This is a genomic window from Mesorhizobium sp. WSM4833 (genome assembly GCF_055811095.1).
This window is the reverse complement of the sequence record NZ_JBVVQG010000018.1, coordinates 1-20,625: the sequence shown is the minus strand read 5'-3', so window position 1 is coordinate 20,625 and position 20,625 is coordinate 1. Positions and strand designations below refer to the sequence as shown.

The window sequence follows — 20,625 nt, the reverse complement described above, 5'->3', positions numbered from 1 at the left end:
AAGGAGGCGAAATGACCGATCCTTCGGTTAGCCCTGCTGTCGCCGAGGACGAGGTGGCGCTTGCCAGCCCGTTTCTCCAATGCCTCGTGCGGCTAATCCGTGCTCAGGATTCCCACGGGTCATGGGACGGCAAAGCGGACGCTGAGTTGCTGGCCGACTTCATCGTCAGCAAGGAACAGCGCCGTACGATTCCAATCATCGGCGATCCCGATCCGGACGTGCTGTGGAGGCTCGACAAGTTCTACACTGCCTCCGCCCTTGCAATCGAGGAGCGCTGCGGCCTGATGGCATCGCCGATGATCGAAATGAGCCATGAGGGCTTCGGGCGCGTGCTTTTCGCCGCCGGGCGGCTGGTCGTTCTGTCCATGACCCTGCGTGACGTCCATCGGTTCGGCTTCGAGACGTTCTCCAGACTCGCCGCGGCCGGTACGAAACTGGTCGATGAGGCAATGGCAGTCATCGACACCTATCCCGAGGTGGCGCGTGCGTAATGGAAATGGGTTTTGAGCAAAGGGGCCATGACAGATCCTGAGCGGCGCGATCGCCTCTACTCAGCCGATACGGTCCAGGCTAATGGGCTCTTGAGGCAGCGACGATGAAGCCACTCGTCCTGATCTGTTCGCAAGATGCCGAGCTCTATATGTTCCTCAGCCATATACTGGAGGCGGACGGCTTCGCCAGTGAGCCGGCAGGCGGCGCAAAGGAGGCACTTGCACTGGCGGACGAACGGGAATTTCAGGCCGTGGTGCTGGACTGCGGACCAGCGAGCATAACCGGCTCCCCAATCTGCTGCCGGCTCAAACAGCACCCCCGGACCGGCGGGCTGCCCGTTATCGCCCTGATCGCGCCCGGCGCCGAGAACCAGCACCTCAGCCTCCTCAAGGCTGGCATTGACGAGAGCTTTGTGCGGCCAATCGCGCCGGCCAAGCTGCTGGACTGTCTCCGAGCGAAGCTGGCGCTGCCCCTTCGGGGCGAAAATGGTCTTGAAAACGGCGGCTGGCTCTCCTGTGGCGGCCTCGAGATGAAGCTCGATGCCCACCGGGTTCGCGGCAACGGCCACGACATTCATCTCGGACCCATCGAGTTCAACGTGCTGCGGCTTTTGATCAAAGCCCCCGGGAAGGTCTTCAGCCGGGACGAACTTATCCGCGCGGCCTGGCCGCCCAACATCCATGTCGGTGCACGCACCGTCGATGTCCATATCAGCCGGATCAGAAAAGCCCTTCAGGCGGCTTCGCCCGGCAGCGTCATTCGAACCGTCAGGTCGGCCGGCTACTCGCTCGATAATCCGGACGGCTAAATCACCTGCCAGGTCTGGTCCCACAGCCCTTTCCTCGCTGTGAGCCGGTTCGCGGCTTGAATGCCTAAACGAATACTCGGGAAGAAGCAGGCACATGGGTTTCAAAAGCGTACTCTGTGTGACCGGCGCTGACGGTTCCGATCAGGACGTCAGAACTGCCGCCGGCTTGTGTGCCGAAGTCGGCGCGCATCTTTCCGTACTGATCCTACCGCCTCCGATGCTCATCATGTCGTATTATCCATCGATTGCAGATGGTGTCCCCGAATGGCCTCTGGGACGTGGGCTGGCAATTGCCCGATTGAACGATCGTTTTCGGGAAATCGATCGATTTACACAGGACGTGGCGAGATTGGAAAGACGCTCCAAAGATCTTCAGAAGCTGCTGGGATCCATGTCGCTCTCATTTGACATCGACACCGACTGCTGCGATCCGGCTAGCCTGGGTGAATTGGCACGACAGCGGGCGCGCTGTTCCGACCTCACCATCATCGGACCGGGCCTTCTCAATGACGAGACTCTCGGCCCTCCTGTAGTCAATGGCTGCTTGTTCGATACGGGAACGCCGGTGCTCGTTGTGCCGAAGGGGGCTGAGGCGACCCTGTGGCCACGGCGCGTCCTGGTCGGTTGGGATTCGCGCGTCGAGGCTTCCCGTGCCGTTCGCGAAGCGCTGGGTCTCCTCTGCGTTGCCGAGAACGTTCGTGTCGCCCTGGTCGATCCGAAGGCGAACTACAACGGGAAGGGCGCGGAGCCTGGAGCCGACATCGCTGACTATCTCGCTCGACACGGTGTTCGGGTGTCGGTTGACGTGTTGGCAAGTGCCGGCAAATCGGTCGCCACGGTGCTTGCGCAGCACGCAATCGACACGTCTGCCGAATTGATCGTCATGGGCGCTTATGGCAGCCGTGGATTACGTGAGCGGCTCTTTGGCGGTGTGACGAGATGGACATTCGAGAAGCCGACATTGCCGTTGTTTTTGGCGCGTTGACTCGTTCGGAGTTGCGACCATGCTGTTCTGCGCTCTGCTTCCCGGTGACCTATTCTGATGCCGGCTGGAGAATGAACGCAACGGGGAGACCCCCCTTGCAGCCTTCTGCACGCGTCGCCACCCGGCATATGTTCTCCCTGCTTCAAGTGCTGCTGGGGTTCTGCTCACGCAGATGCACGCGCAGACCAAGTGCCGCGCAGGGCCGCTACTCGGGGCAACCAAAGCAAGGCTTCTAGATTGGCGAAGCCGAGAAAAAGAGGCGTTTCAGCGCGGCAGCCGAGTTCTGACCCGTCGCCCCCAGCCTGCACCCGCAGTGGCAGACCATGTCCTGCCATCGTTCCCTGGCTCCCGTTGTGAACGCAATAGCGCTGCCGCAATCCACATACTGAAGGCGGGCGAAATCGAGCAACTCAAGATCAGACCCGACTCGTTTGGGGCGTCCGCAGGAATCTTCGAATGTCCGCGCCGACCGGCTTTCTTCGGGTGCTCGGGAAAGCCGAACCACACCCGCATTGCGGCAACAGGATGCTGCTGGCGGTTGGCATGGATCAGTGCGGCGGTGAGGGTGCTCGAGCCGCATAACTCGGCCGGCAGGCCTCGATAAGGTTCAAAAAATTCGCTGCAGTCCTCGCTGAGGCTTAGCCCGCTTGAACCGCGGCGATCCGCGATCCGCTTGCCCGCACGCTTAGTGCCGATTCATGACTGCGAAGAGATGAGCTTGGTAAAAATGGGAGCGAGGATATGCCGGCTCGCCGGCGAAAGGTGGAGCGCGTCAAGGTAGAAGACGTCTTCACCTGATCTCAGCGGGCACTTTTGCTGCCCACACAAAACTGGGACTATGTGGACGAACTGCACGGTTGGTGGCAGCAGATCGGCGACGACTTGATTGTTCTGCCAAGACCTCTCGGCCGGCATGGTGGAGCACGGCGCATCGCCCTTCATGAAGTCCGCACGGATAAGGCAAGTCAGCACATCGGTGGGCGGTTCTGGGGCTGGTCCAACCACGGCGGTCTTAATGCCATGCGTCGCCAGTGTGGCGGCGGTCTGTTCTATGGCGGACGTGAAGTTAGCTTTGGAAGCCTCCTGTGAAGGCCAGCCTCCATCCCTTGAAAGGAAGCTGCCTCCACGCCCCGAGTAGGTGTTCCAGCGGCCTGCGAGGATCACGAGTGTGACGTTGCGATCGGCAAGCACCGATTGGAGCGCGGACCCATTGAACGCCGGGCAATCCCCTGTCAATGGACTGGCGGGAAGCATCGTCATGTTGGGGAAAGGAGCGCACCCCGCTTTTGTAATCTGTCTGACGCGCACGCCTGTGGCCCGGGCGGCCTCACTTAAAGAAGGGGCAAGATGGGCAGCCTGAGAATCCCCCCACAAAACGATAGTCGGAGCGACATTGCCGGAGCCGAGGACGCATTCGCCCGTTTTGGGAATGAGCCCGCCACGCTCGAGGCAGGAAGATGCTTCGAACCTGGCCCTTTCCGCTCTAAGCGCTCGAACAGACGGGCCGCCATCCGGACCGCGACTGGGGAAGCCGGAGCTGTTGATGATCACCAAGGACAGACAGCAGACCGCAGCCATTGCGCCGGCGGTCGGTACCAGCCAAGTCCAACCTGTAGCTCTCCGGCGGAACGGGCGCTCGACAAAGCGCCATGAGAGTGCAGAAACGAGCAGCGCGGCCATCAGGACAGCGACACGTTCAGAAACGAGCAACTCGCGATTTCGATAGATGCCAGCAAAGACCAGCAACGGCCAGTGCCAGAGGTAGAGCGAGTAGGACATCAAGCCGATGAAGCCGCCAGGTCCTGTCGACAGTGCCTTTGCGACCATTGTCTCGCGATGAAAGCCGGCGGCGATGATGAGCGCGGCTCCCATGCAGGGAGCAAGCGCGTAGAGGCCGGGAAAAGGCGTGTCATGATCGAGCAGGAAGAGTGAAGCGGCGATGAGCCCCAGGCCAGAGGCAGCGAGGAGTTCTGCAATCGTTTGGGTTGGCCTTATTGCCTTAGCAACAGGCAGTGCGATCAGCCCGCCCGCGAGCAGTTCCCAAGCGCGCGTCGGAAGCATGTAGAATACGAAGGGCGAATCGCTCTGGAGCCAGTGCTCGGCGGCGTAGATGGACATCACGCACAGCGCCGCGACGATGATTGCCGCCCAAGGTCTCAGCCACCTCATCATGAGTATGACCGCCAAAGGCCACAGGAAGTAAAACTGCTCCTCGACGGCCAGCGACCATGTGTGCAGGAGCGGGAGCGAGGTCGCGGCTTCAGTGAAATAGTTTGTGTTGCGATAAAAAAAGAAGTTGCTGACGGAAACCGCGACGGCGATGGCGCTGTTGCCGAACCCAACGAACTCTCCCGGCGGCAGCACAAACCACGCTGTCGCAAAACAGGCGGCGAGCATTGCGAACAGGGCTGGGAAGATCCGCCGAACGCGGCGGTGATAGAAGTCCAGTAGCGAGAATTCGCCTCGGTCTGTCCGCTCGATGATGTCGGACGTTATAAGGAAGCCGGAGATCACAAAGAAGATATCGACCCCAACGAACCCGCCGCTGACCGCTGAAAAACCAGCATGATATAGGACAACCGGAACAACGGCGACGGCCCGTAGACCGTTAATATCCGCTCGGTAGTTCATGCAACTGATTCGTCCTCAGAAGGTCACGAGCAGCGTTTTTCATGTTCGTTGCTGTTCGTAAAATCGATCGTTTCGATAAGCGCATTTACGATATGAATGCGGGCTATCAAATTCGACTAAGACGCCGACTGATCGCGACGCGAATTCAGGTTCTACCTTCAGGAAGGCGGTGGGCTTTCAAGGACGCGTCTTCCAGCCGACTTGCTGGGCGGCAAGCGCTATCGCGGGCAGTGGGAGGCGTGGACCACAAGCAACATTTGCCCACCTTGCGAAATCGATGAGACCGTCCTGGGGCTTAAAGAATCTGGTCTTGTCACCCCGATGACACTGCCAAGTACCATCCGCGTTCGCCCCGGCTGCGCAATCCTGACCAACTCCGCGCGGCGAAGGCAGACCGCCCGCATGATACACCCATGATGCGACGGGCGGCCGCTGATTTGGAGTGCGCCCCTGAGGCCGGAAAGCAACAACATTTCGCCACCCTGGCTTATGGCCTTGGGAGATTCTGCGATCAAGCCTCACCCCAGCTGTTAGCTGGATTCAGTTTGCGCTCGCCACAAGCGGGCGTAGGCGCCTTCACTTGTCACCAGATCAGCATGCTTTCCCTCCGCAACGACCCGCCCCTTGTCCAAGACGACTATTTTGTCGGCCCTACGGATGGTGCTCAGTCGATGAGAGATGACGACGACAGTCTTGCCGTCCCGACGCAGATCCTCAACCACCCGCAGGACAAACGCCTCGGCGACGGAGTCGAGTGATGACGTCGCTTCATCGAGGATCAGGATCTCCGGATCCCGGTACAAAGCACGAGCCAACGCCAAGCGCTGCTTCTCGCCCCCGGAGAGGCGCACGCCGTTCTCGCCGAGATTGGCCTGGAAGCCACCCGGCCAACGCTCGATCACGTCCCTCAGCCCTGTTTGAGCGCAGATTCGATGGATTTTCTCGATGTCCGGCTCGAATTCGCCAATTGCGATGTTGTCGATGACCGAGCCCGAGAACACGTCGATCGATTGGGGCACCGCAGCGACAACCTTGCGCAGGGATACGGTCGAGAGGTCTTGGATAGAATGGGGGCCAATCCGGATGTGCCCACCCTCAAGGGGGTAGACATTCTGCAGCAGCGCCGCAAGGGTGCTCTTGCCCGAGCCACTTTCACCCACAACCGCAGTCATTTCCCCGCGGGGGAAGGTGACGCTAAGATCCTGGAAAAGGTCCAGTTGCCCGCCATAGCGGAATGTGACATTCCCCAGGCGGATGTCGCCTATGCTGCATTTGGTGGCGTCGATGCCGCCACCGCTCTCCGGCTCCAGGTCGAATATATCGAACAGGCGATCCGCCGCGATAAGAGCATCTTGGACGATGCGGTTGGTCTGGATCAGACTGGCAACCGGACGGGTGACATAGCCCAGTAAGGTATAACAGGACAGTAATTCGCCGGGCGTGACGGTTTGATCGAGGACAAGGGTCGTTCCGGACCACATCAGCACGATGGTGAATAGAGTTGCAAGGAAAGTCGAGGCACTGTCCCCGAAGATCGAGATCAGGCCGGATCTGTAGACGGAGTGCAGCATCTTGATGAAGCGGGTCTCCGCCCTGAAGTTGGCGAAGCTCTCCATGCCGGAGTTCTTGATCGTGGAGACAGCTCCGAGTGACTCCACCAGTTGCGTTTCCAGTTCGGCAGCGTTCTCCATTATGGCGCGCTGTCTATCCCTGTTCAGCCGGTTGGTGATCCAATAGACCGAGAGGTACAACGGGATGGAGATCGCCACGACCAAGGCAATCTTCCACGAGTAGATGAACATGAGCCCTAACGAGAACAGTATCATCAGCACGTCGACGAACATATTGATCGAGACGTCGTTCAGGAAGCTCCTGATCTTCACCGCGTCATTCATGCGGGAAACTATTTCGCCCATGCGCATGCTGTCGAAAAATTTCTGAGGCAAGGTCAGGATGTGAGTGTAGTAACCGAGGATCAGCTGGACGTCGATCTTCTGCCCCGTTTGCAGGACGAGCCGGTTTCTGAGGAGATCGACCAGGATCTGCACAACCAAGATCAGCAGCATGGCGACGCTCATCAGGTTGAGCAGGTTGCGGTTGCCCGCTGTAATCACATGGTCGACGATCTTCTGAACGTAAATGGCCGTCGAGAGGCCAAGGATCGTCGTCACCAGCGCCCCGACGAGAGCCTGCGCCATTGCCGCCCTGTGTGGTGCGAGCAGACGCGCGAAACGAGCTAGGGGCGAGGTGGTCTCGTCGCGGCGCTTGAAGGTGTCTGCCGGAACCAGGAGCACCAGGGCTCCAGTCCATTGCTTTTTGAATTCCTCGTGCGCCAGCTTGCGGACTTCACCATAGGCTGGGTCCATGACGGTGACCCACATCGGGTCGACCGCCTGGATTACAACGAAGTGGTGCAGGACCTCCTTGACGATCACGTGGGCGATGGCGGGCTTGGGGATCTTGTATAGGCTGTCGAAGCCGCCCTTCACCCCCTTGGCAACAAAGCCCAGCTTCCGAGCCGCTTCCATGAGGCCCAGCACCGTGGTGCCGGAGCGGCCGGTCGAGGCATACTGGCGAATGCGCGACAATGGCAGCTTGTGGCCATAGAAGGCCGCGACAGAAGCAAGGCTGGCGGCCCCGCAATCGGCGATGTCGCGCTGCTTGAACTTGACGGCTTTGCTCGACATGGCGGCTCGCTTACTGTTTGGAAAATGAAGGATCAGTGGCCCGCCAGGAGCGGATTGAGCCAATCGTCGACCTCACTGTAGAGGAGTTGCAGGAGAGTGCGGTCGCCCAGGATGAAGCGGGCCCGGACGGTCATGCCTTTCTTCAGGTGACCGGTGACCCCGTGCTTGAGGGCGAGATGGCGGCGCGAGAGCGCGCAGCGGACCTTGAAGACCGGGCTCCCGTCGTGGAGAATGAAGTCCTGCGCCACGTCAAGCACTGTCGCGTCAATGATGCCCGATTGATTGTAGTTGAAGCCATCCACCTGCAGACGCACCGGCTGACCGGGGCGCACAAAGCCGATGTCGCTCGGGGAAACGTAGATCTCCGCCACCAGTTCGGCGTCCGGCGAAACCCAAGCGACCGTTTGCCCGGCCTGGACATAGCTGCCTGGGCTGAGAGCTGTGAACTGCTGGAGAGCGCCCGACACAGGGGCTCGAATGCGGGTCAGATCCCGTTCGTTCTCGAGCTGATGCAAGGTGGCCGTAAGTTCATTGAGGCGCAGCCTAGTATCGAAGAGCTGCTGGCTCCATTCGGCAGCCTTGCGGCCGGCGAGGATCTCGCCCTGAACCTCAATTGTCTGGAGGGCGAGAGCCTTATCCTCAACAGCCTTTGCAGGCGCTACAGCGGCGGAGAGCAGTCGCTTAGCACGGTCGAGTTCCGCGGCGGCATTATCGCGGGCGTTTTGGTTCTCGCGCAGCAGGTTGAGGAAATGCGCGCCCTCGGCCGTGGCGGACTCGGTCAAGAGGAGGATCGGGTCTTTGGACGTGCCGGAAGAGATCAGGGTTTCGAGGTCACGGGCAAGATCGCTCTGCGCGCGAATATCGCCTGTAAGCGCCCTGAGCTTTTCCTCAACGACCTTATCATCGAGGGTGAGGATCTCCTGCCCGCGGGCAACCAGATCATTGTCAGCGGCAAGGATGCCGGAGATGCGTCCCGAGAGCGGCGCCACTAGGGGCGTCTTTTCGATGGTGGGGCGAATGCTACCGGCACTTTGGACAGACACCGGTATGGTGATGAGTGGCAGCGACAGCAATGCCCCAACCACACAGAGCACAAGTACCTTGTAGATGGCCAAAGATCGCCCTGATCGCCGAGCAAGGATGCTCTCTGCAGTGCAGTTGGCCCGTTCAGACGAAAGAGGAATCAATGAGCTATCGTCAGTATGAAGCATAGCTTTGGCGGAAATTATGTTCAATCCGTGTATCCATGGTTGATAAGCAACTCACCTATACTCGCAGCTACAAAAGCTAATAGCGTAACAGCTCCCAAAATCCAAAAGAACCCTCCCGAAATTGAAGATGCTTCTTCAGGGCTCAATTCGGTCACAGCATAAGCCGACAGGTCCGTTTTCATTGTTTCTCCTTCCTTGAAGCTAAATTAGGATGCGGAATCAGTGATTCCGCTCGGCGGCTTTCGCGACGTGTGCCGCCGCACAACGAGAACATCAAGAATCGTGCCAACTCGCAGAAATCTCAGAACGGCGCTTACGCATTTTAGATTTACCGGCTTACTTGAGAGCGCGGCGGAACGCCGGGCCGAACATCACCGTGTCGCGAACTCGACAAACCCGACAGCAGGGGCCAACGCGAGGTACTTGGCGCTGAAGTCACGTTACCGCCCTTTCCGTCAACATGCTGTTTGAGCTGAACCTGCGATGTGTTCTGCCGAGAACCTCCGAAGTCGATCTCGCGGCAGGGCTGTTTGTCAGCTGGGCCAATGAAAATGCGGTGTCTAAGCCGGACCCCGAGGTGTTTTCATGCGGGCTTCGTAAACGCCATCATCGAACCGTTTGTTGGAATCTCAAGGCAGACAATCGGACCCGACGATCACAGGCCGCGGCGCTCGCCCACTGCCAGTCAGACTTGGCCCATATTCTGATGGCCGTCAAAACAGTCGCCTTCATCCGGCGAACCCATTCTTGCACAGGAAGATTTGTGTGAGGATACCGAAAGCTCATTGGAGCGGGTTCGGAATAGCCACGATTGCGAAGCAGGAATTCCAGCGGCGGAGCCTGTGGGCAACGGCTCCTCTTTTGTGAACCACTTCAGGCATTGAGTAAAGAACACTGGTACATTTCGGACAGGTGGTCGAATGGCAATCATCAGGACCTCACCTGGTCCGCCGATCAGGGTGAAGAACCTGGATGGAGCGCTGCACTCAGCCTAACCCGAGTGGGCGACCGGCAATATGCCTGACCAGCGAATTGATGCTTTCGTTGCCCGGAAGGACCGCTCTCCTCGGTTCTTGCTCTCTCAGTTGAACTTGATGCCTAGCCTGCACCAACACGCCATAGCGCTCTACCTCCCACTTCTCGACCTGCGGGGAAAAACCGACCTTTTCGAAATGAGCGGTGCCGTTAGCCGCCACGCCCCAGTAGCGGGAGCCGACCCCGATGTTGAACAAATCCGCGACCTCGTACTTCAACACCGCCTCGATCTGGACACCATGCCCATCGCCGTCCTCGGGGATTTGCCCGATGAAAGAGCGCATATGGTGCTGATCTTTGCCGTCGAGCCGCGTGAACAGGAGCGCCACCTCAGCAGAAAGGCTGAGGTGCCCGGTGAGTTGCATCTGGCCGGCCAGGCCGAGTCGCAGCGAATGCCAATCGCCGCGCGATCGACCGAGACAGTTATCTAGGCCCCCTTTTTGCCGTCGCGGCACCGTCGCGCGCGGCGGTGATGGCATCCATCAGCCGGTCCCACACGCCCGCCTTCCGCCATCGCGAAGCGGTTGTAGCAGGTGGTTCGTGGTTCGTGGGCCGTACCGGCAACGCCCAGCATCCCGCCTAAAAGCAATCGGCGCTGGAAGCGTGCTTCAGCAAACGGCTCTACCGTGATCGCAATCTGATCGAGCGCTTCTTCTCCAGGCTGAAACACTTCCGCCGCATCGCCACCCGCTACGACAAGCTCGCCAACAAATTCCTCGCTATGGTCCAGCTCGCCTCAATGCGCCTGTCGCTGCGCGCTTATGAGTCTACGGCCTATGATACTGTTCGCCCACCTGTCAGTAGCCATTTAGCTCTTATGTTTCAGGATTTTATCTACAAATATACCCATAATTACTAGTCCAGCAATTCCGAGAATGGCGAAGCCAAGAGGTAACAACCATCCCCCCGAAACGGAGGATGCTTCTTCAGGAGTCAATTCTGTAACATCATAAGCTGGCATATCCATAAGGTCTCTTTCCTGGCTGGTTGTTCCAATGATAACATTCTGGCAGCTCTAGCTGACAGCAGGGTGAAAGCTTCCCGATATTTTTCGCCGCAGCGGTTCAGCGTAGGGTCGCTATAGTGGCCTCGCATCATTGTGAAGACTGTTTACTGGAGGCGTAAGCTGGTAGAATCGCGTCCCCTGCACATCGTCTTAATGATGCTTCAGATATCTTTCCAGTGCTGCTAAAGCCAGCCCTAACGCACCAATTGCGCCAAATCCTGCCACCGCTCCCCAGAACCACCATCCTCCGGACGTTGCACATGCTTCTTCGCGCGTTAACTCGGTCACACCACAGGCTTGAATATTGGTCTTCATCTTTTCTCGTTTCCTAGAGCTTGAATATCAGGGGTGAAACAATAGCTTCACCGTAGCAGCGTGTGCCGCTGTACAACGAGATCATCAAAGGTCGTGCCAACTGACAGAAAACCCCAAACAGCGTTTATGCATGTTCTTTGACGGCTTAGTTGCGAACGCGGCCGAACATCACCATGTAGCGAATTCGACAAACCCGACAAACCCTACAACAGCCTACCAAAGGTTCGTTCTGATCGTCTGGAGAGGATGCTCTCTTCCGTACATGTGATTGTTCTCCGTAGAGAACAGGCAGATCAGTCAACGATGCTGTCGGCCGGCAGACCGGCGGTCGTCCTTTCATAGACGCCAGAGAGAATGAATCCGTGATGCCGGTCGGCGGCGTGTGGTGCCATGCAAAGAGACGTCAGAGGCATCCCAATCCCACGGGGGGTCTTAGAACCCTGTCAGCAGATTTAACGGCTGCATGGAATGCGCGCACATCACGGCAAAGCATCGCGGATGGCGGACCCGACAACAGGAAACCTACAAGCAGCACTAAGTCCGTCGCGTTGGGTTTGGCGATGAGGTCAGGGCCCTTATGTCGGACAGCGGCCGGACGGCCTAAGCAATGAGGTGTCCACTGGGGCGTAGTTGCCTGCCGTTACGAACTCGACCGATCGGCCGCTTGGGCCTTGCCCGGCGTACGGTTACCCCTCACTGTCCAATATCGGTCAATTTCCTTGTGGCACGCTAGATGCAGGGGTCCTTCCGAACACATCAAGGATGCGTCCTATGATCAGGCCCACGGAAGAATGCTATCGCCGTATTCGAGACCGCGCCCTCGCGGATCCCCAAGCTGCTCAAACCTCGACGGGAGGGAGCGACTGCGCCCGATTAAAACACGGGATAAGCTTGGAAAGCACCTCGCTGACCGAGACGCGATCATTCGAAGCGGGGAGCGGGCCGTCGATCGCGCCGCCCCACACCTCGCCGACATGAGTGTCAATCTCCCCACTATGCTGGGATCCATGGGCTTCACAGCTGACCACACGAAAGCTTCTAGCAACTCCAGCGGCACGGAGGAGAATGCCCGTGTGGAGCGTAAACCAAGTGGCCGATATTCGCCGCGATCGTCGCCTGATTGGGAAACACCTACACGAACAGAACGAGTAGAGCTCTCTTGCATTGGAGTGGGTGCCGGGCCGTCCAATTTGAGCCTTGCGTGTCAGATACACGAGCAAATGGGGCAAGGGGCCCTGTTCCTGGATCGGCAAGTCGATTTCCGCTGGCACCCAGGTAGCGCATTCGATTCCTCGGAGCTCCAGGTCAGCCACTTCAAGGATCTGGTCACGCTCGTAAATCCGCGATCAGCCTACACTTTCATAAACTACCTGCACGAGAACGGGCGTCTTTACCATTTCCTGAATGCACAGTTCGAGGCCGTGCTCAGAACTGAGTTCGAGCAATATCTGAGCTGGGCCTTCCAAAGGAACCCGCTTGTTCGCGGCGGCCAGACAGTGCGCGAAATTCGCTTTGACGGCGAGTTTCGGGTGCGCACGGATAACGCGGCTCTCGGCGCCAGAAACGTCGTGATCGGCATTGGCAAGCAGGCGAAAGTTCCGCCTCAGTTTAAGGGGTGGACTGGATGCAACCTGTTCCACTCATCTGAACTACTGCACATCCACCCTGAGGTGCACAAAAAACGTGTCTGCGTGGTGGGCGGAGGACAGTCGGGAGCCGAGGTGCTGTTGCATCTCGTCGGTCGGCCGGAAGAAGGGCGGCCTGCCTCAATCACTTGGGCCTCGCAACGCGAAAACTACCTGCCCCTCGACGACAGCCCGTTCACAAACGAGTTGTTCATGCCCTGCTTTTCGGATCGTTTTGCGGCTATGAGCGAGTCACACCGCAGGCTGTTCCTGCGGCGTTTTATGCTTGCTTCGGACGGCATTTCGGAAAGCACGTTGCGCGCTGTTTATCGGGCGCTGTACCGCCACGCATTTCTTGAGCCAAACCGATGCGCAATCGCACTGCGGCCGGGCTGCACGGTGTTGCACTGCACCAATGCCGGCGCGGCTCACAGGCTGACCCTGCGGCACGGCATGGACGAATTCGAAGAAGTCACGGCCGACATCGTCATCCTGGCCACCGGTTACGAGAACGCGGTACCAGCCTTCCTGGAACCGATGGCGGACCGGCTGGAAAAGATCGACAATGAACTGGCCATTGGCGACGATTTTTCGGTGAGCTGGGACGGACCGTGTGACAGACGCATCTTCGTACAAAACGCGAGCCTCGGGCAGCGCGGACTGGCTGATCCAAATCTCAGCTTACTGGCCTGGCGAGCGCGTCGCATCCTCGACAGCCTTCTGGGGCGCGCGCCTCGCGCCGACTCTGAGTATCCCGGCTTCATCAGCCCTACCTCCGTCGACAGCTGGTTCGACCCCGTTGCAGAAATGGGTGGCGGGATATGACCCGCCGACTACGGATCATCGGCAGTGGCATCCAAGGAACGATGTCGGCCTTCGCCGTAGCGAAAGCCGGAGCCTTCTCCGAAATCATCGCAACTGAAATAGCTGGACTCAGCTGCCCATCTCATTACTCCGCGGCGAGCATTTCCCCTTCGGCCGCAAAGACCTTAGCAGGTCGCTCACTCGAAAATGCGCAGTGACCCTGGTGGCCATTGCTGGGTCGACGCGTCAGCGGAGGGTACCGACCCGTAGCAGTGGGCCTCGTGGCTAATCGGTGGAGCTCATGTCGCGCATGTGCCGGCCCTGATCGCCCAGCCTCAATGGGACCGTGTCGCAGAAACTTGTATGGGGCAGGGCTTGCGCTGGGTCAGACTGCACGAAAGGTCGCCGACCGAGCAGTCGCATCATCAACAGCATGGTCGGCCGTGTACCCTTTTTGTGCATCAGTCAACATGCGAAAAGCCTCCTGTTCGTAGGACGGTGGTCTAACATCCCGCTTGCAGTCGGGCTCGGGTCAGGCTGTGCATCGACGCAGACGCTACCCACGGCATCTGTGGCGGCGGTGCTAAGCACGTTCCGCTCTGGGTATGTTGCGGGGTTTCGTTGTCCCTCCTCACTGGAGTGATCGTCGAGGCTTGTAAACATCTGCGGGGCAGTACGTCTAATGGAGGTGCATGCGGCATCCGCCGTCTAGCGAAACAGCATACGCACCATCCGGCCGCTCGCGCTCGATACGCCGGGCCTTATCGACCCGGCGCTGTGAGGGCTCTTCGCTGTTCTAAGCGAATTACGCGCACCAGAGATGCGTGTCCAAAACCTGACAGCCGGCAGAAAACATGTCGGGATCGAAACAACCGTCCTCTTGGCTCTGTTCGACTTATCGAAGCCAATAAAGCGTTTGCAGCGTGCCAGGCGCGCTGGCACGGCCTTTGCTCATTGAGGGGCGGCGATGGTGGGTGACCCGCATGAGACACGCAACAGGAGTGATGGCCTCCCGTGTGTTCCGTTCCTGAGGGTAGAGCCAGATCGCTTATGGACGCCAACGAGGTCCGGGAAAACGCTTTTGGAGAACAACATGGTGTTGCGTATTGAGCCCCCGGCTCCTGCGATCAAAGTCAACGACCGGCTCCGTGGGAAGCCGCTCGCGAACTTTCAGCCAGGCAAGGTGTACCTTGTTAAGTTTTGGGCGACCGGGTGCGGACCTTGTGTGGCGGCGATGCCCCACCTGATGCAGCTACAGGATAAATATCAAAATAGCGGATTTGAGGTCATCGGAGTCGCAGCTAGCGAAGATGGCCCGACCACGGAGGAGACGCGGACGAGCTTGGATGCTTGGCTGGTTCAGAGATTCCCAAATTTAAATTATCGGATTGCCTTCGATTACACAGGCGAAATGAACAGGCTTTGGATGAAGGCGAGTTCTTCTCTCGGGATTCCTGCCTCGTTCCTGGTGGACCGCAACGGCCGCATCGCATTCATCGGCCACCCGGCGAACTCGATGAGCCGCCGGTTGCGCAGGTGTGCCCGAACTCGGCGTACCCGAAAGCCGAAATCCTCCGTTGCGGACGAGGACTGGAATTTGAGGAAACGAAATTTCTCCCTGCGCCTGGCCTGCCGTCAACAATGAGCGCCTTGCCCTTGTTGGAAAAAATCTGGAGGTTTTCCGATGCTCATGAGTCCCAGGGCTCATGCAAAGGAAATCGGGGACCGAGCTGCTGGCCGGCTTCATCATTCACGGGAACTGCGCCGCAAGTCCGATCATTCGCAATCCGGATCCGGATGTGGAGGCACTATGTTTTGAGGCCAGCGGAGATAGCGATCGAGGTGAGCTCAGGTGTGATGAAACTAACATTGAGAGTTTCTGGGCCTCTGGCTCGTGCTTTTCGCGGACGCAGCTGTTCGTTCCTGTCGAGGCGTCCGCCGGTTGGGCATTCGCGACTTTCCGGGAAGTCGCGGACGGAACCAAACTGGTCGATGATGCGACTGCAGCTATTGTGACATCGCGGGGGCGTGAAAGACCGATTTCCGAGGAAGGATCATGTCGAACTTGGATGAGATGGTGAAGAAGGTCCGAAAGCTTCAACTGCGCGCAGCAATTGCTAAGACGAACCTGCGCGACCTGGCCGAAGGTCTTCCGGTGAAATGGACCGAGATAGAGGAAGTGGCTGAGAAGGCGCACGCCGTCTATGCGGAGTTGCACGGTGCCAGGAGAGAGCTCACGAAAATGAAGAATTTACAGTGAGAAGCGCATTCATCACCCGCGACGGCTCCATATGGATGCCGGAATATCTGACGACTATAAACGGCAAGATCTGTATCGGCTGCGGGCGCTGTTTCAAGGTCTGCTCTCGGGAGGTCATGCACCTTTACGGCGTAGATGACACGGGTGAAATTCTCGGCGCCTGCGACGGCGGTGACGATGATTTCGATGGTGAGCTCAATCGCATGATAATGGTGGTGGACCATGCTGGACGATGCATTGGCTGCGGAGCCTGCGGCCGTGTCTGCCCAAAAAACTGTCAGACTCATATCGCGGCCGACCAGATCTCGGCCTGAGCAGCATGATTGACGAGAAATCAGGAGAACGGCATTGCGCTTGATCAACTTTTGTCGGCTCCTGGGGATGGTCCTGTGCGGCAACGCTGTGGCGGTTTACTTCGCCTCGCATTCGTTCCGTCTTGCAGTCATCACGACGCTGGGCTGTTCGCTAGTTCTTCAACTGGGCTATTTCTCAAGTGTGCTCTTTCTAATTTGGCGATCCAGCTGCGCTGGCAAAGCCGGGCAAGGGGCTGACGTTTTCGATAGGTCGCAGGAAGTTTGGTGCCAGTCGTGCGACGATGAGCATAGAAATGAAACTCAAGATGTGCGACAGCGCAATCAAACGCTCGGCATATCGCTGCTCCTCCCTTGACGCGCCGTAACAAGATCAGAGCTCAGACTCCTCACGTTGTTCAAGTTTGACTACTATTAAGGCCACGGTTCTCTGTGCGGTCGGAGCGATAGGATTCTCATCGTTCTAAGGCTCATGGGAATACAGTTTCAGTCTCCGGGCAATTATAGTCGATCGCAGCGCAGAACACGCCGGTGCTTCGTCCGGCGCTACGCCAACAGCTGGGCGAAGGCGCAGGGCTCGACGTTGGAGGACGCCTATGTGCCGCTGTTCTTCCCGCCCGGCGACGCGTGCCACTTCGACTGGAGCCACGAGATCGTTCTCATCAACGGCGTGCCGCTAACCGTGAAGGTGATCCATGTCCGGCTCTGCCACAGCCGCATGATGTTCGCCCGGGCCTACCGGCTACGCCGTCCGCGCCACGTAGATCTCGTTGCGGTGCAGAAGCGCCCACGCAATCCGCGCCATCTTGTCGGCCTGCGCCACCGCCACGGCTTTCGGGCGCTTCCTCGCGACAAGCTGCGTTGCCCAAACCTTCGCTCCTGCCGACTGACGAGCGTATCGCACCACGCTATAATGCCGACGACAAGCAGGGGGCGAAGATGGCTGCCTCCTTGTTTGCTGATGCCCATCAGCCCGCTGACGGCCACCGCTCGAATGAGCTCTCGGCGTCAGGCCGAGCCAAGTGGCGAACGGTCGTCCTGAACGGAACAGTGAAGCGTCGGGGCACGCTCGCAGCGATCGCGCTTGCTATGAGTGTCCGACGCCGGATCGTGGCGAGACGTTTGCTGGCGAGGTGCCCGCAATGTATTCGAGAATGCGGGTCCCCAGCACCGTCACTTGTTGGAGCAAATCTAATGTACGCAAATCTCCCGTTGAGGCCCATGCAGTGCAACGCTAATGCCGGATCTTGTTCGGAACGTTGCAGGCAGCCTCATCGAAAAAACGGTGTTTCTTCGTGCTTGCGCCGAATCTTGAGCGGGTGAACGCGGTGACCAGACAGGCTGCCCAAAGCCGGTTCACCTCCCTGCTGCATCACGTCGATGAGGCCGCCCTAATCGGGCATTTCGGCGACAGAAGCGGCAGGCGAGTGCTGGGGTCGATGGGATGACAGTGGCGAGGTACGAAGAGAGGCTGGAGGATAACCTCCGCGATCTCTGCGAAATGGTCCACGCCGGACGTTACTGGCCGCAGCCGGTGCGACTGGTCTAGATTCCCAAAGCCGATGGCGGTAAGCGGCCACATGGGGTGCCGGCGCCGGAAGACAAAATTGTCCCATGCGTGGTCGCCAGGTGCTGAGTGCGGTCTACGAGGCCGACTTTGCTGGTTCTCCTACGGCTTTCTGCCGGGGCGGTACCCGCACATGGCGCTTCATGCAGGTGCACACGCCGATCAGGAGCCAGCGTGTGAACTGGGTGCTCGATGCCGACATTCGCAGTCTCTTCGTCTCGTCTCGCCGCTCTCTATGACGCCGGCCCGCAGCCACAGCCTGATAAGCCGTAGGATACGCACGAGACGACAGCGGTACCCCGCAGGGGCGGGTATCAGCCCGCTCATCGCCAACAACATCTTCCTCCACGGCGTCTGAGACCGCGCGGCCAGAAAAGCCGGCGCATGGGCTGGTTGGAGTCCAGACCCTGACGGCACGCGCAACCACGCATCACTAGCACTTGGGTATAGGCAAGGAAATGACGCGGGTTACTCTCGGGAAGAGCCGGGTGCGGGAAATCCGCCCCCCGGATCTGTGAGGGCGAAAGCCGAATGGCTGAGCTCCTCGACCGCGACCTGACGCCCCGCATTTTGGCACGCTCAAAGAGATGGGTCTGACCAAGTCTTGAGTGTAGCAATATTAGGTGTTGGCCTTCAGTCCCTTTCTTCTGGACGGCAAGATTGAGGACCAAGGCCACCTGCCGAACTCTTTTCAACCCCGCAAAAAGAATGCGATAGTTCCTGCGAGTAGATCTCTCGCATCCGCGGCACCGGGGTTTCGGTCGCGCCGCCAAGACCACCCCCGCGCTGGGCGCCGCGAAGAACCTGGATGAAGTCTTTTAGCCGGTGGGCATTATAATTGCACGCAACCCGAGCCCATGCAGAAGCCGTTTCATGAGGAGCGCGTCTTTGAGCGCAAACTTGCTTCATTTGCCCCTAGATTTTTGTTCTTTCGATGGCTGTGGTCAGAAAAGTGCATGGTGAAATTGGTACAAGGATTTGTTCAGCATCCCCTCGGCTGGCAGGCCAGCCCTGTGAAAAGCTACGTATACGATCTCGTTGGCGAGCGGCAATCATGGTCACGGCGGACGGTCGCCAGCAAGTAGTACTGCGAAACGCTCATGCCAGCTTGTTGTGGAGGGCGCGGAGGTTTTCCGTCCTGTTCGGCTTTCTGTCGACGCGATCTGCCTGGCCGACCGGATGAGACAGTAGTTGAATGCGTTCGAACGCCTCAATGCTCTTCAAGCGGACCGAAACAACTTCCCGACAGGCTGCTTCCGCCCGAAGCGCGCGCCAGCCGTCTGCGCTTTGTCCTCCAGGAGCTTGACGGCTCTCTAAGTGGTGCATGAGATCGCAAAGGCCCGGATGGGCCGGCAATGCGCGGCTGACTGGACGGATCCGCGCAACCAGCTTCGCGATCGCATTCGCCGTGCTGTCCGGCGCGATCACATGCTCATGGATCGTGGCCATCGGGATTTCCTCGCCTGAAAGTAATTGGAATAGCTCACCTAAAGCCGGTCAGCGCCCGAACAGCTCTTTGTATCCAGTCGTAATCATCCAGTTTGCCCGATCGAGATGGCTGCGCACCGCCATTCGGGCGCGCTCAGGCTCTCGCATCGGATCGATGCCGAGGACGAGCTGCGCCATCTCGTCTGCGCTGGCACGGTCGGCGGACGCGTCCAGGAGCCTCATATAGATCGTGAAGTGCTCGGTATCATAGGCAGTCAGGCGGTCCGACCACGGGACTTGGTCTTGAACTCTGCGTTTCATAGCGACCTCGTGCGGCTCGGCTTGTCGTCATCGGGTAGGGGAAGACATCTCCTCGTTGGGCTAATCATATCGAATAGGAATGATCGTTCCTAGAACGATAGTTCCGGTTCTGGCCCCTTTCTTGACATGGACCTCAAGGAGGTCATGGCCATCAACATGCGTCGTTTGCGCCATGATCAGGACCTGACGCAGGAAGAACTGGCTGCACGCGCAGAGCTGAGCATGCGCTATGTGGGCTCAATCGAGCGTGCCCGGGTTTCCGCAAGCGTCAGTGTGCTGGGCCAGCTCGCAAAAGCACTTGACGTGGATCCTTGTGAGTTGATCAGGCCGCGGCAATAACAAAGGCGATCCGGCCGATTATGCTGCTACCATCGACATGGTCGAGAAGCTGGGCTACGGCGTTGGAGGTTGAGCAGGCAACGATCTCGATCCGCGATCTAAATGGACAGAAGCATTGTCTGATGCGGAGATCCCTTTGATCTTCCCGCCAACCCCGGCTGCTGGGAACAGCTGATAGCGGCGCGCAAGAACAAGAGCCTAACCCAGGCCAAGGTTGCCGAAGCGCTTCGTCGCCCGCTGACCTTTTCATGGACATGCGCAAGCTGGTTGAACGGAATACTCGCAGGACAGGGAAGAGGCCGGCTTGACACAGGAGCAGCCTGCCGAGATCTCCGGCTTCAGCCAGCAGTACATTAGCGGGTTGGAGAAGGGCAAAAAGGAACCCCACCCTAGTCACGCTTTACGAACTGGCACAGGCCCTTCGCGTCAGCCATATCGACCTGGTGCTACCTGGCTGACCAGGATTAAGCGCTAATCGGCCGCCGATCGTGGAGAGCCTGATCCAGAGCGTCCAGGACAAAGCTCGCATGTGCCGTCCGGCTCACCCGCCAGCCAACGATCCGGCGGGCGTAGGTGTCGATGACAAAGGCGACATAGACAAAGCCCGTCCCGTCGCAACGTAGGTGAAATCGGAGACCCATAGCATGTTCGGCGCCGGAGCACGGAACTGGCGGTTGACGTGATCAAGAGGGCAAGATGCAGCCTTGTCGCTCACCTCGTGCTGATCGGCTTGCCGCGGATGATGCCTTCGAGGCCCATGGCCTTCATCAGGCGGGCAACCGTGCAGCGGGCGACATCGA

18 protein-coding genes and 6 pseudogenes are annotated in these 20,625 nt (G+C 58.8%); 12 read left to right on the top strand and 12 right to left on the bottom strand.

The features are described 5' to 3' along the window. Window positions 1-11 precede the first annotated feature (11 nt). The 3 genes from AC0L2D_RS27335 to AC0L2D_RS27325 all read left to right on the top strand — a co-directional run bounded on the left by AC0L2D_RS27335 (window position 12) and on the right by AC0L2D_RS27325 (window position 2,285). Window positions 12-491 carry a NifX-associated nitrogen fixation protein gene (locus AC0L2D_RS27335; RefSeq protein ID WP_473543310.1) on the top strand — a complete coding sequence of 160 codons (480 nt, stop codon included), beginning with the start codon at window positions 12-14 and terminating at the stop codon, window positions 489-491. A 149-nt stretch (window positions 492-640) separates the two neighbouring features. Further along, entirely contained in the window at window positions 641-1,300 is a 660-nt protein-coding gene (locus tag AC0L2D_RS27330) for a response regulator transcription factor (protein WP_473543308.1), read from the top strand. A 94-nt stretch (window positions 1,301-1,394) separates the two neighbouring features. Beyond that, window positions 1,395-2,285, top strand: a complete 891-nt coding sequence (locus tag AC0L2D_RS27325) for a universal stress protein (protein ID WP_473543306.1) — start codon at window positions 1,395-1,397, stop codon at window positions 2,283-2,285. 696 nt (window positions 2,286-2,981) lie between these two features. Here the strand turns inward: AC0L2D_RS27325 and AC0L2D_RS27320 are convergent. The 6 genes and pseudogenes from AC0L2D_RS27320 to AC0L2D_RS27295 form a co-directional block, all read right to left on the bottom strand. Further along, window positions 2,982-4,916 (bottom strand): acyltransferase family protein, encoded by a 1,935-nt coding sequence (locus AC0L2D_RS27320; protein WP_473543305.1) that lies wholly within the window; start codon window positions 4,914-4,916, stop codon window positions 2,982-2,984. Between the two features lie 530 nt (window positions 4,917-5,446). After that, window positions 5,447-7,603 carry a peptidase domain-containing ABC transporter gene (locus tag AC0L2D_RS27315; protein ID WP_473543303.1) on the bottom strand — a complete coding sequence of 719 codons (2,157 nt, stop codon included), beginning with the start codon at window positions 7,601-7,603 and terminating at the stop codon, window positions 5,447-5,449. A gap of 32 nt (window positions 7,604-7,635) precedes the next feature. Further along, window positions 7,636-8,718, bottom strand: coding sequence for an HlyD family secretion protein (locus AC0L2D_RS27310; protein WP_473543301.1), 1,083 nt, complete (start codon window positions 8,716-8,718; stop codon window positions 7,636-7,638). Window positions 8,719-8,834: 116 nt separating this feature from the next. After that, the gene (locus AC0L2D_RS27305; RefSeq protein WP_156949320.1) at window positions 8,835-8,996 is read right to left on the bottom strand and encodes a hypothetical protein; all 162 of its coding nucleotides are present in this window, start codon (window positions 8,994-8,996) and stop codon (window positions 8,835-8,837) included. Between the two features lie 804 nt (window positions 8,997-9,800). Beyond that, window positions 9,801-10,328, bottom strand: a complete 528-nt coding sequence (locus AC0L2D_RS27300) for a hypothetical protein (protein ID WP_473543385.1) — start codon at window positions 10,326-10,328, stop codon at window positions 9,801-9,803. Continuing rightward, window positions 10,303-10,393 (bottom strand): annotated as a pseudogene (locus AC0L2D_RS27295) (IS5/IS1182 family transposase); the annotation flags it as partial. The gene AC0L2D_RS27300 and the pseudogene AC0L2D_RS27295, both read right to left, overlap by 26 nt. A gap of 16 nt (window positions 10,394-10,409) precedes the next feature. Between AC0L2D_RS27295 and AC0L2D_RS27290 the strand changes: the two are divergent. Continuing rightward, window positions 10,410-10,588: pseudogene (locus AC0L2D_RS27290) on the top strand (transposase); the annotation flags it as partial. A 69-nt stretch (window positions 10,589-10,657) separates the two neighbouring features. On the opposite strand, the gene AC0L2D_RS27285 reads toward AC0L2D_RS27290, so the two are convergent. Both AC0L2D_RS27285 and AC0L2D_RS27280 read right to left on the bottom strand, forming a co-directional pair. After that, window positions 10,658-10,816 (bottom strand): hypothetical protein, encoded by a 159-nt coding sequence (locus AC0L2D_RS27285; RefSeq protein ID WP_198032124.1) that lies wholly within the window; start codon window positions 10,814-10,816, stop codon window positions 10,658-10,660. A gap of 189 nt (window positions 10,817-11,005) precedes the next feature. Continuing rightward, complete coding sequence (locus AC0L2D_RS27280) at window positions 11,006-11,170, bottom strand: hypothetical protein (RefSeq protein ID WP_156949319.1); 165 nt, start codon at window positions 11,168-11,170, stop codon at window positions 11,006-11,008. Window positions 11,171-12,144: 974 nt separating this feature from the next. On the opposite strand from AC0L2D_RS27280, the gene AC0L2D_RS27275 reads away from it, so the two are divergent. The 6 genes and pseudogenes from AC0L2D_RS27275 to AC0L2D_RS27250 form a co-directional block, all read left to right on the top strand. Continuing rightward, a complete protein-coding gene (locus AC0L2D_RS27275; protein ID WP_473543299.1) occupies window positions 12,145-13,620 on the top strand; it encodes a lysine N(6)-hydroxylase/L-ornithine N(5)-oxygenase family protein in 1,476 nt (491 codons plus the stop codon). 1,072 nt (window positions 13,621-14,692) lie between these two features. Beyond that, window positions 14,693-15,109 (top strand): annotated as a pseudogene (locus AC0L2D_RS27270) (TlpA disulfide reductase family protein); the annotation flags it as partial. Between the two features lie 546 nt (window positions 15,110-15,655). Further along, window positions 15,656-15,859 (top strand): CCE_0567 family metalloprotein, encoded by a 204-nt coding sequence (locus tag AC0L2D_RS27265; RefSeq protein WP_473543297.1) that lies wholly within the window; start codon window positions 15,656-15,658, stop codon window positions 15,857-15,859. Beyond that, window positions 15,856-16,173, top strand: coding sequence for a ferredoxin III, nif-specific (gene fdxB, locus AC0L2D_RS27260; protein WP_473543295.1), 318 nt, complete (start codon window positions 15,856-15,858; stop codon window positions 16,171-16,173). The genes AC0L2D_RS27265 and fdxB overlap by 4 nt, the downstream gene beginning before the upstream one ends. 67 nt (window positions 16,174-16,240) lie before the next feature. Then, window positions 16,241-16,528 (top strand): exopolysaccharide production repressor protein, encoded by a 288-nt coding sequence (locus AC0L2D_RS27255; protein ID WP_473543371.1) that lies wholly within the window; start codon window positions 16,241-16,243, stop codon window positions 16,526-16,528. A gap of 180 nt (window positions 16,529-16,708) precedes the next feature. Beyond that, window positions 16,709-16,909, top strand: a pseudogene (locus AC0L2D_RS27250) (IS21 family transposase); the annotation flags it as partial. A gap of 3 nt (window positions 16,910-16,912) precedes the next feature. Here AC0L2D_RS27250 and AC0L2D_RS27245 read toward each other — a convergent pair. The 3 genes from AC0L2D_RS27245 to AC0L2D_RS27235 form a co-directional block, all read right to left on the bottom strand. Further along, the gene (locus AC0L2D_RS27245; RefSeq protein ID WP_473543369.1) at window positions 16,913-17,221 is read right to left on the bottom strand and encodes a transposase; all 309 of its coding nucleotides are present in this window, start codon (window positions 17,219-17,221) and stop codon (window positions 16,913-16,915) included. A gap of 1,614 nt (window positions 17,222-18,835) precedes the next feature. Then, complete coding sequence (locus AC0L2D_RS27240) at window positions 18,836-19,186, bottom strand: hypothetical protein (RefSeq protein ID WP_473543293.1); 351 nt, start codon at window positions 19,184-19,186, stop codon at window positions 18,836-18,838. 48 nt (window positions 19,187-19,234) lie between these two features. Further along, window positions 19,235-19,486: a DNA -binding domain-containing protein gene (locus AC0L2D_RS27235; protein ID WP_473543291.1), complete on the bottom strand. Its 252-nt coding sequence runs from the start codon at window positions 19,484-19,486 to the stop codon at window positions 19,235-19,237. 126 nt (window positions 19,487-19,612) lie between these two features. Between AC0L2D_RS27235 and AC0L2D_RS27230 the strand changes: the two genes are divergently transcribed. Both AC0L2D_RS27230 and AC0L2D_RS27225 read left to right on the top strand, forming a co-directional pair. Beyond that, window positions 19,613-19,825, top strand: coding sequence for a helix-turn-helix domain-containing protein (locus AC0L2D_RS27230; protein ID WP_095809600.1), 213 nt, complete (start codon window positions 19,613-19,615; stop codon window positions 19,823-19,825). Between the two features lie 248 nt (window positions 19,826-20,073). After that, window positions 20,074-20,283: pseudogene (locus tag AC0L2D_RS27225) on the top strand (helix-turn-helix domain-containing protein). 15 nt (window positions 20,284-20,298) lie between these two features. On the opposite strand, the pseudogene AC0L2D_RS27220 reads toward AC0L2D_RS27225, so the two are convergent. Beyond that, window positions 20,299-20,625: pseudogene (locus AC0L2D_RS27220) on the bottom strand (DDE-type integrase/transposase/recombinase); the annotation flags it as partial.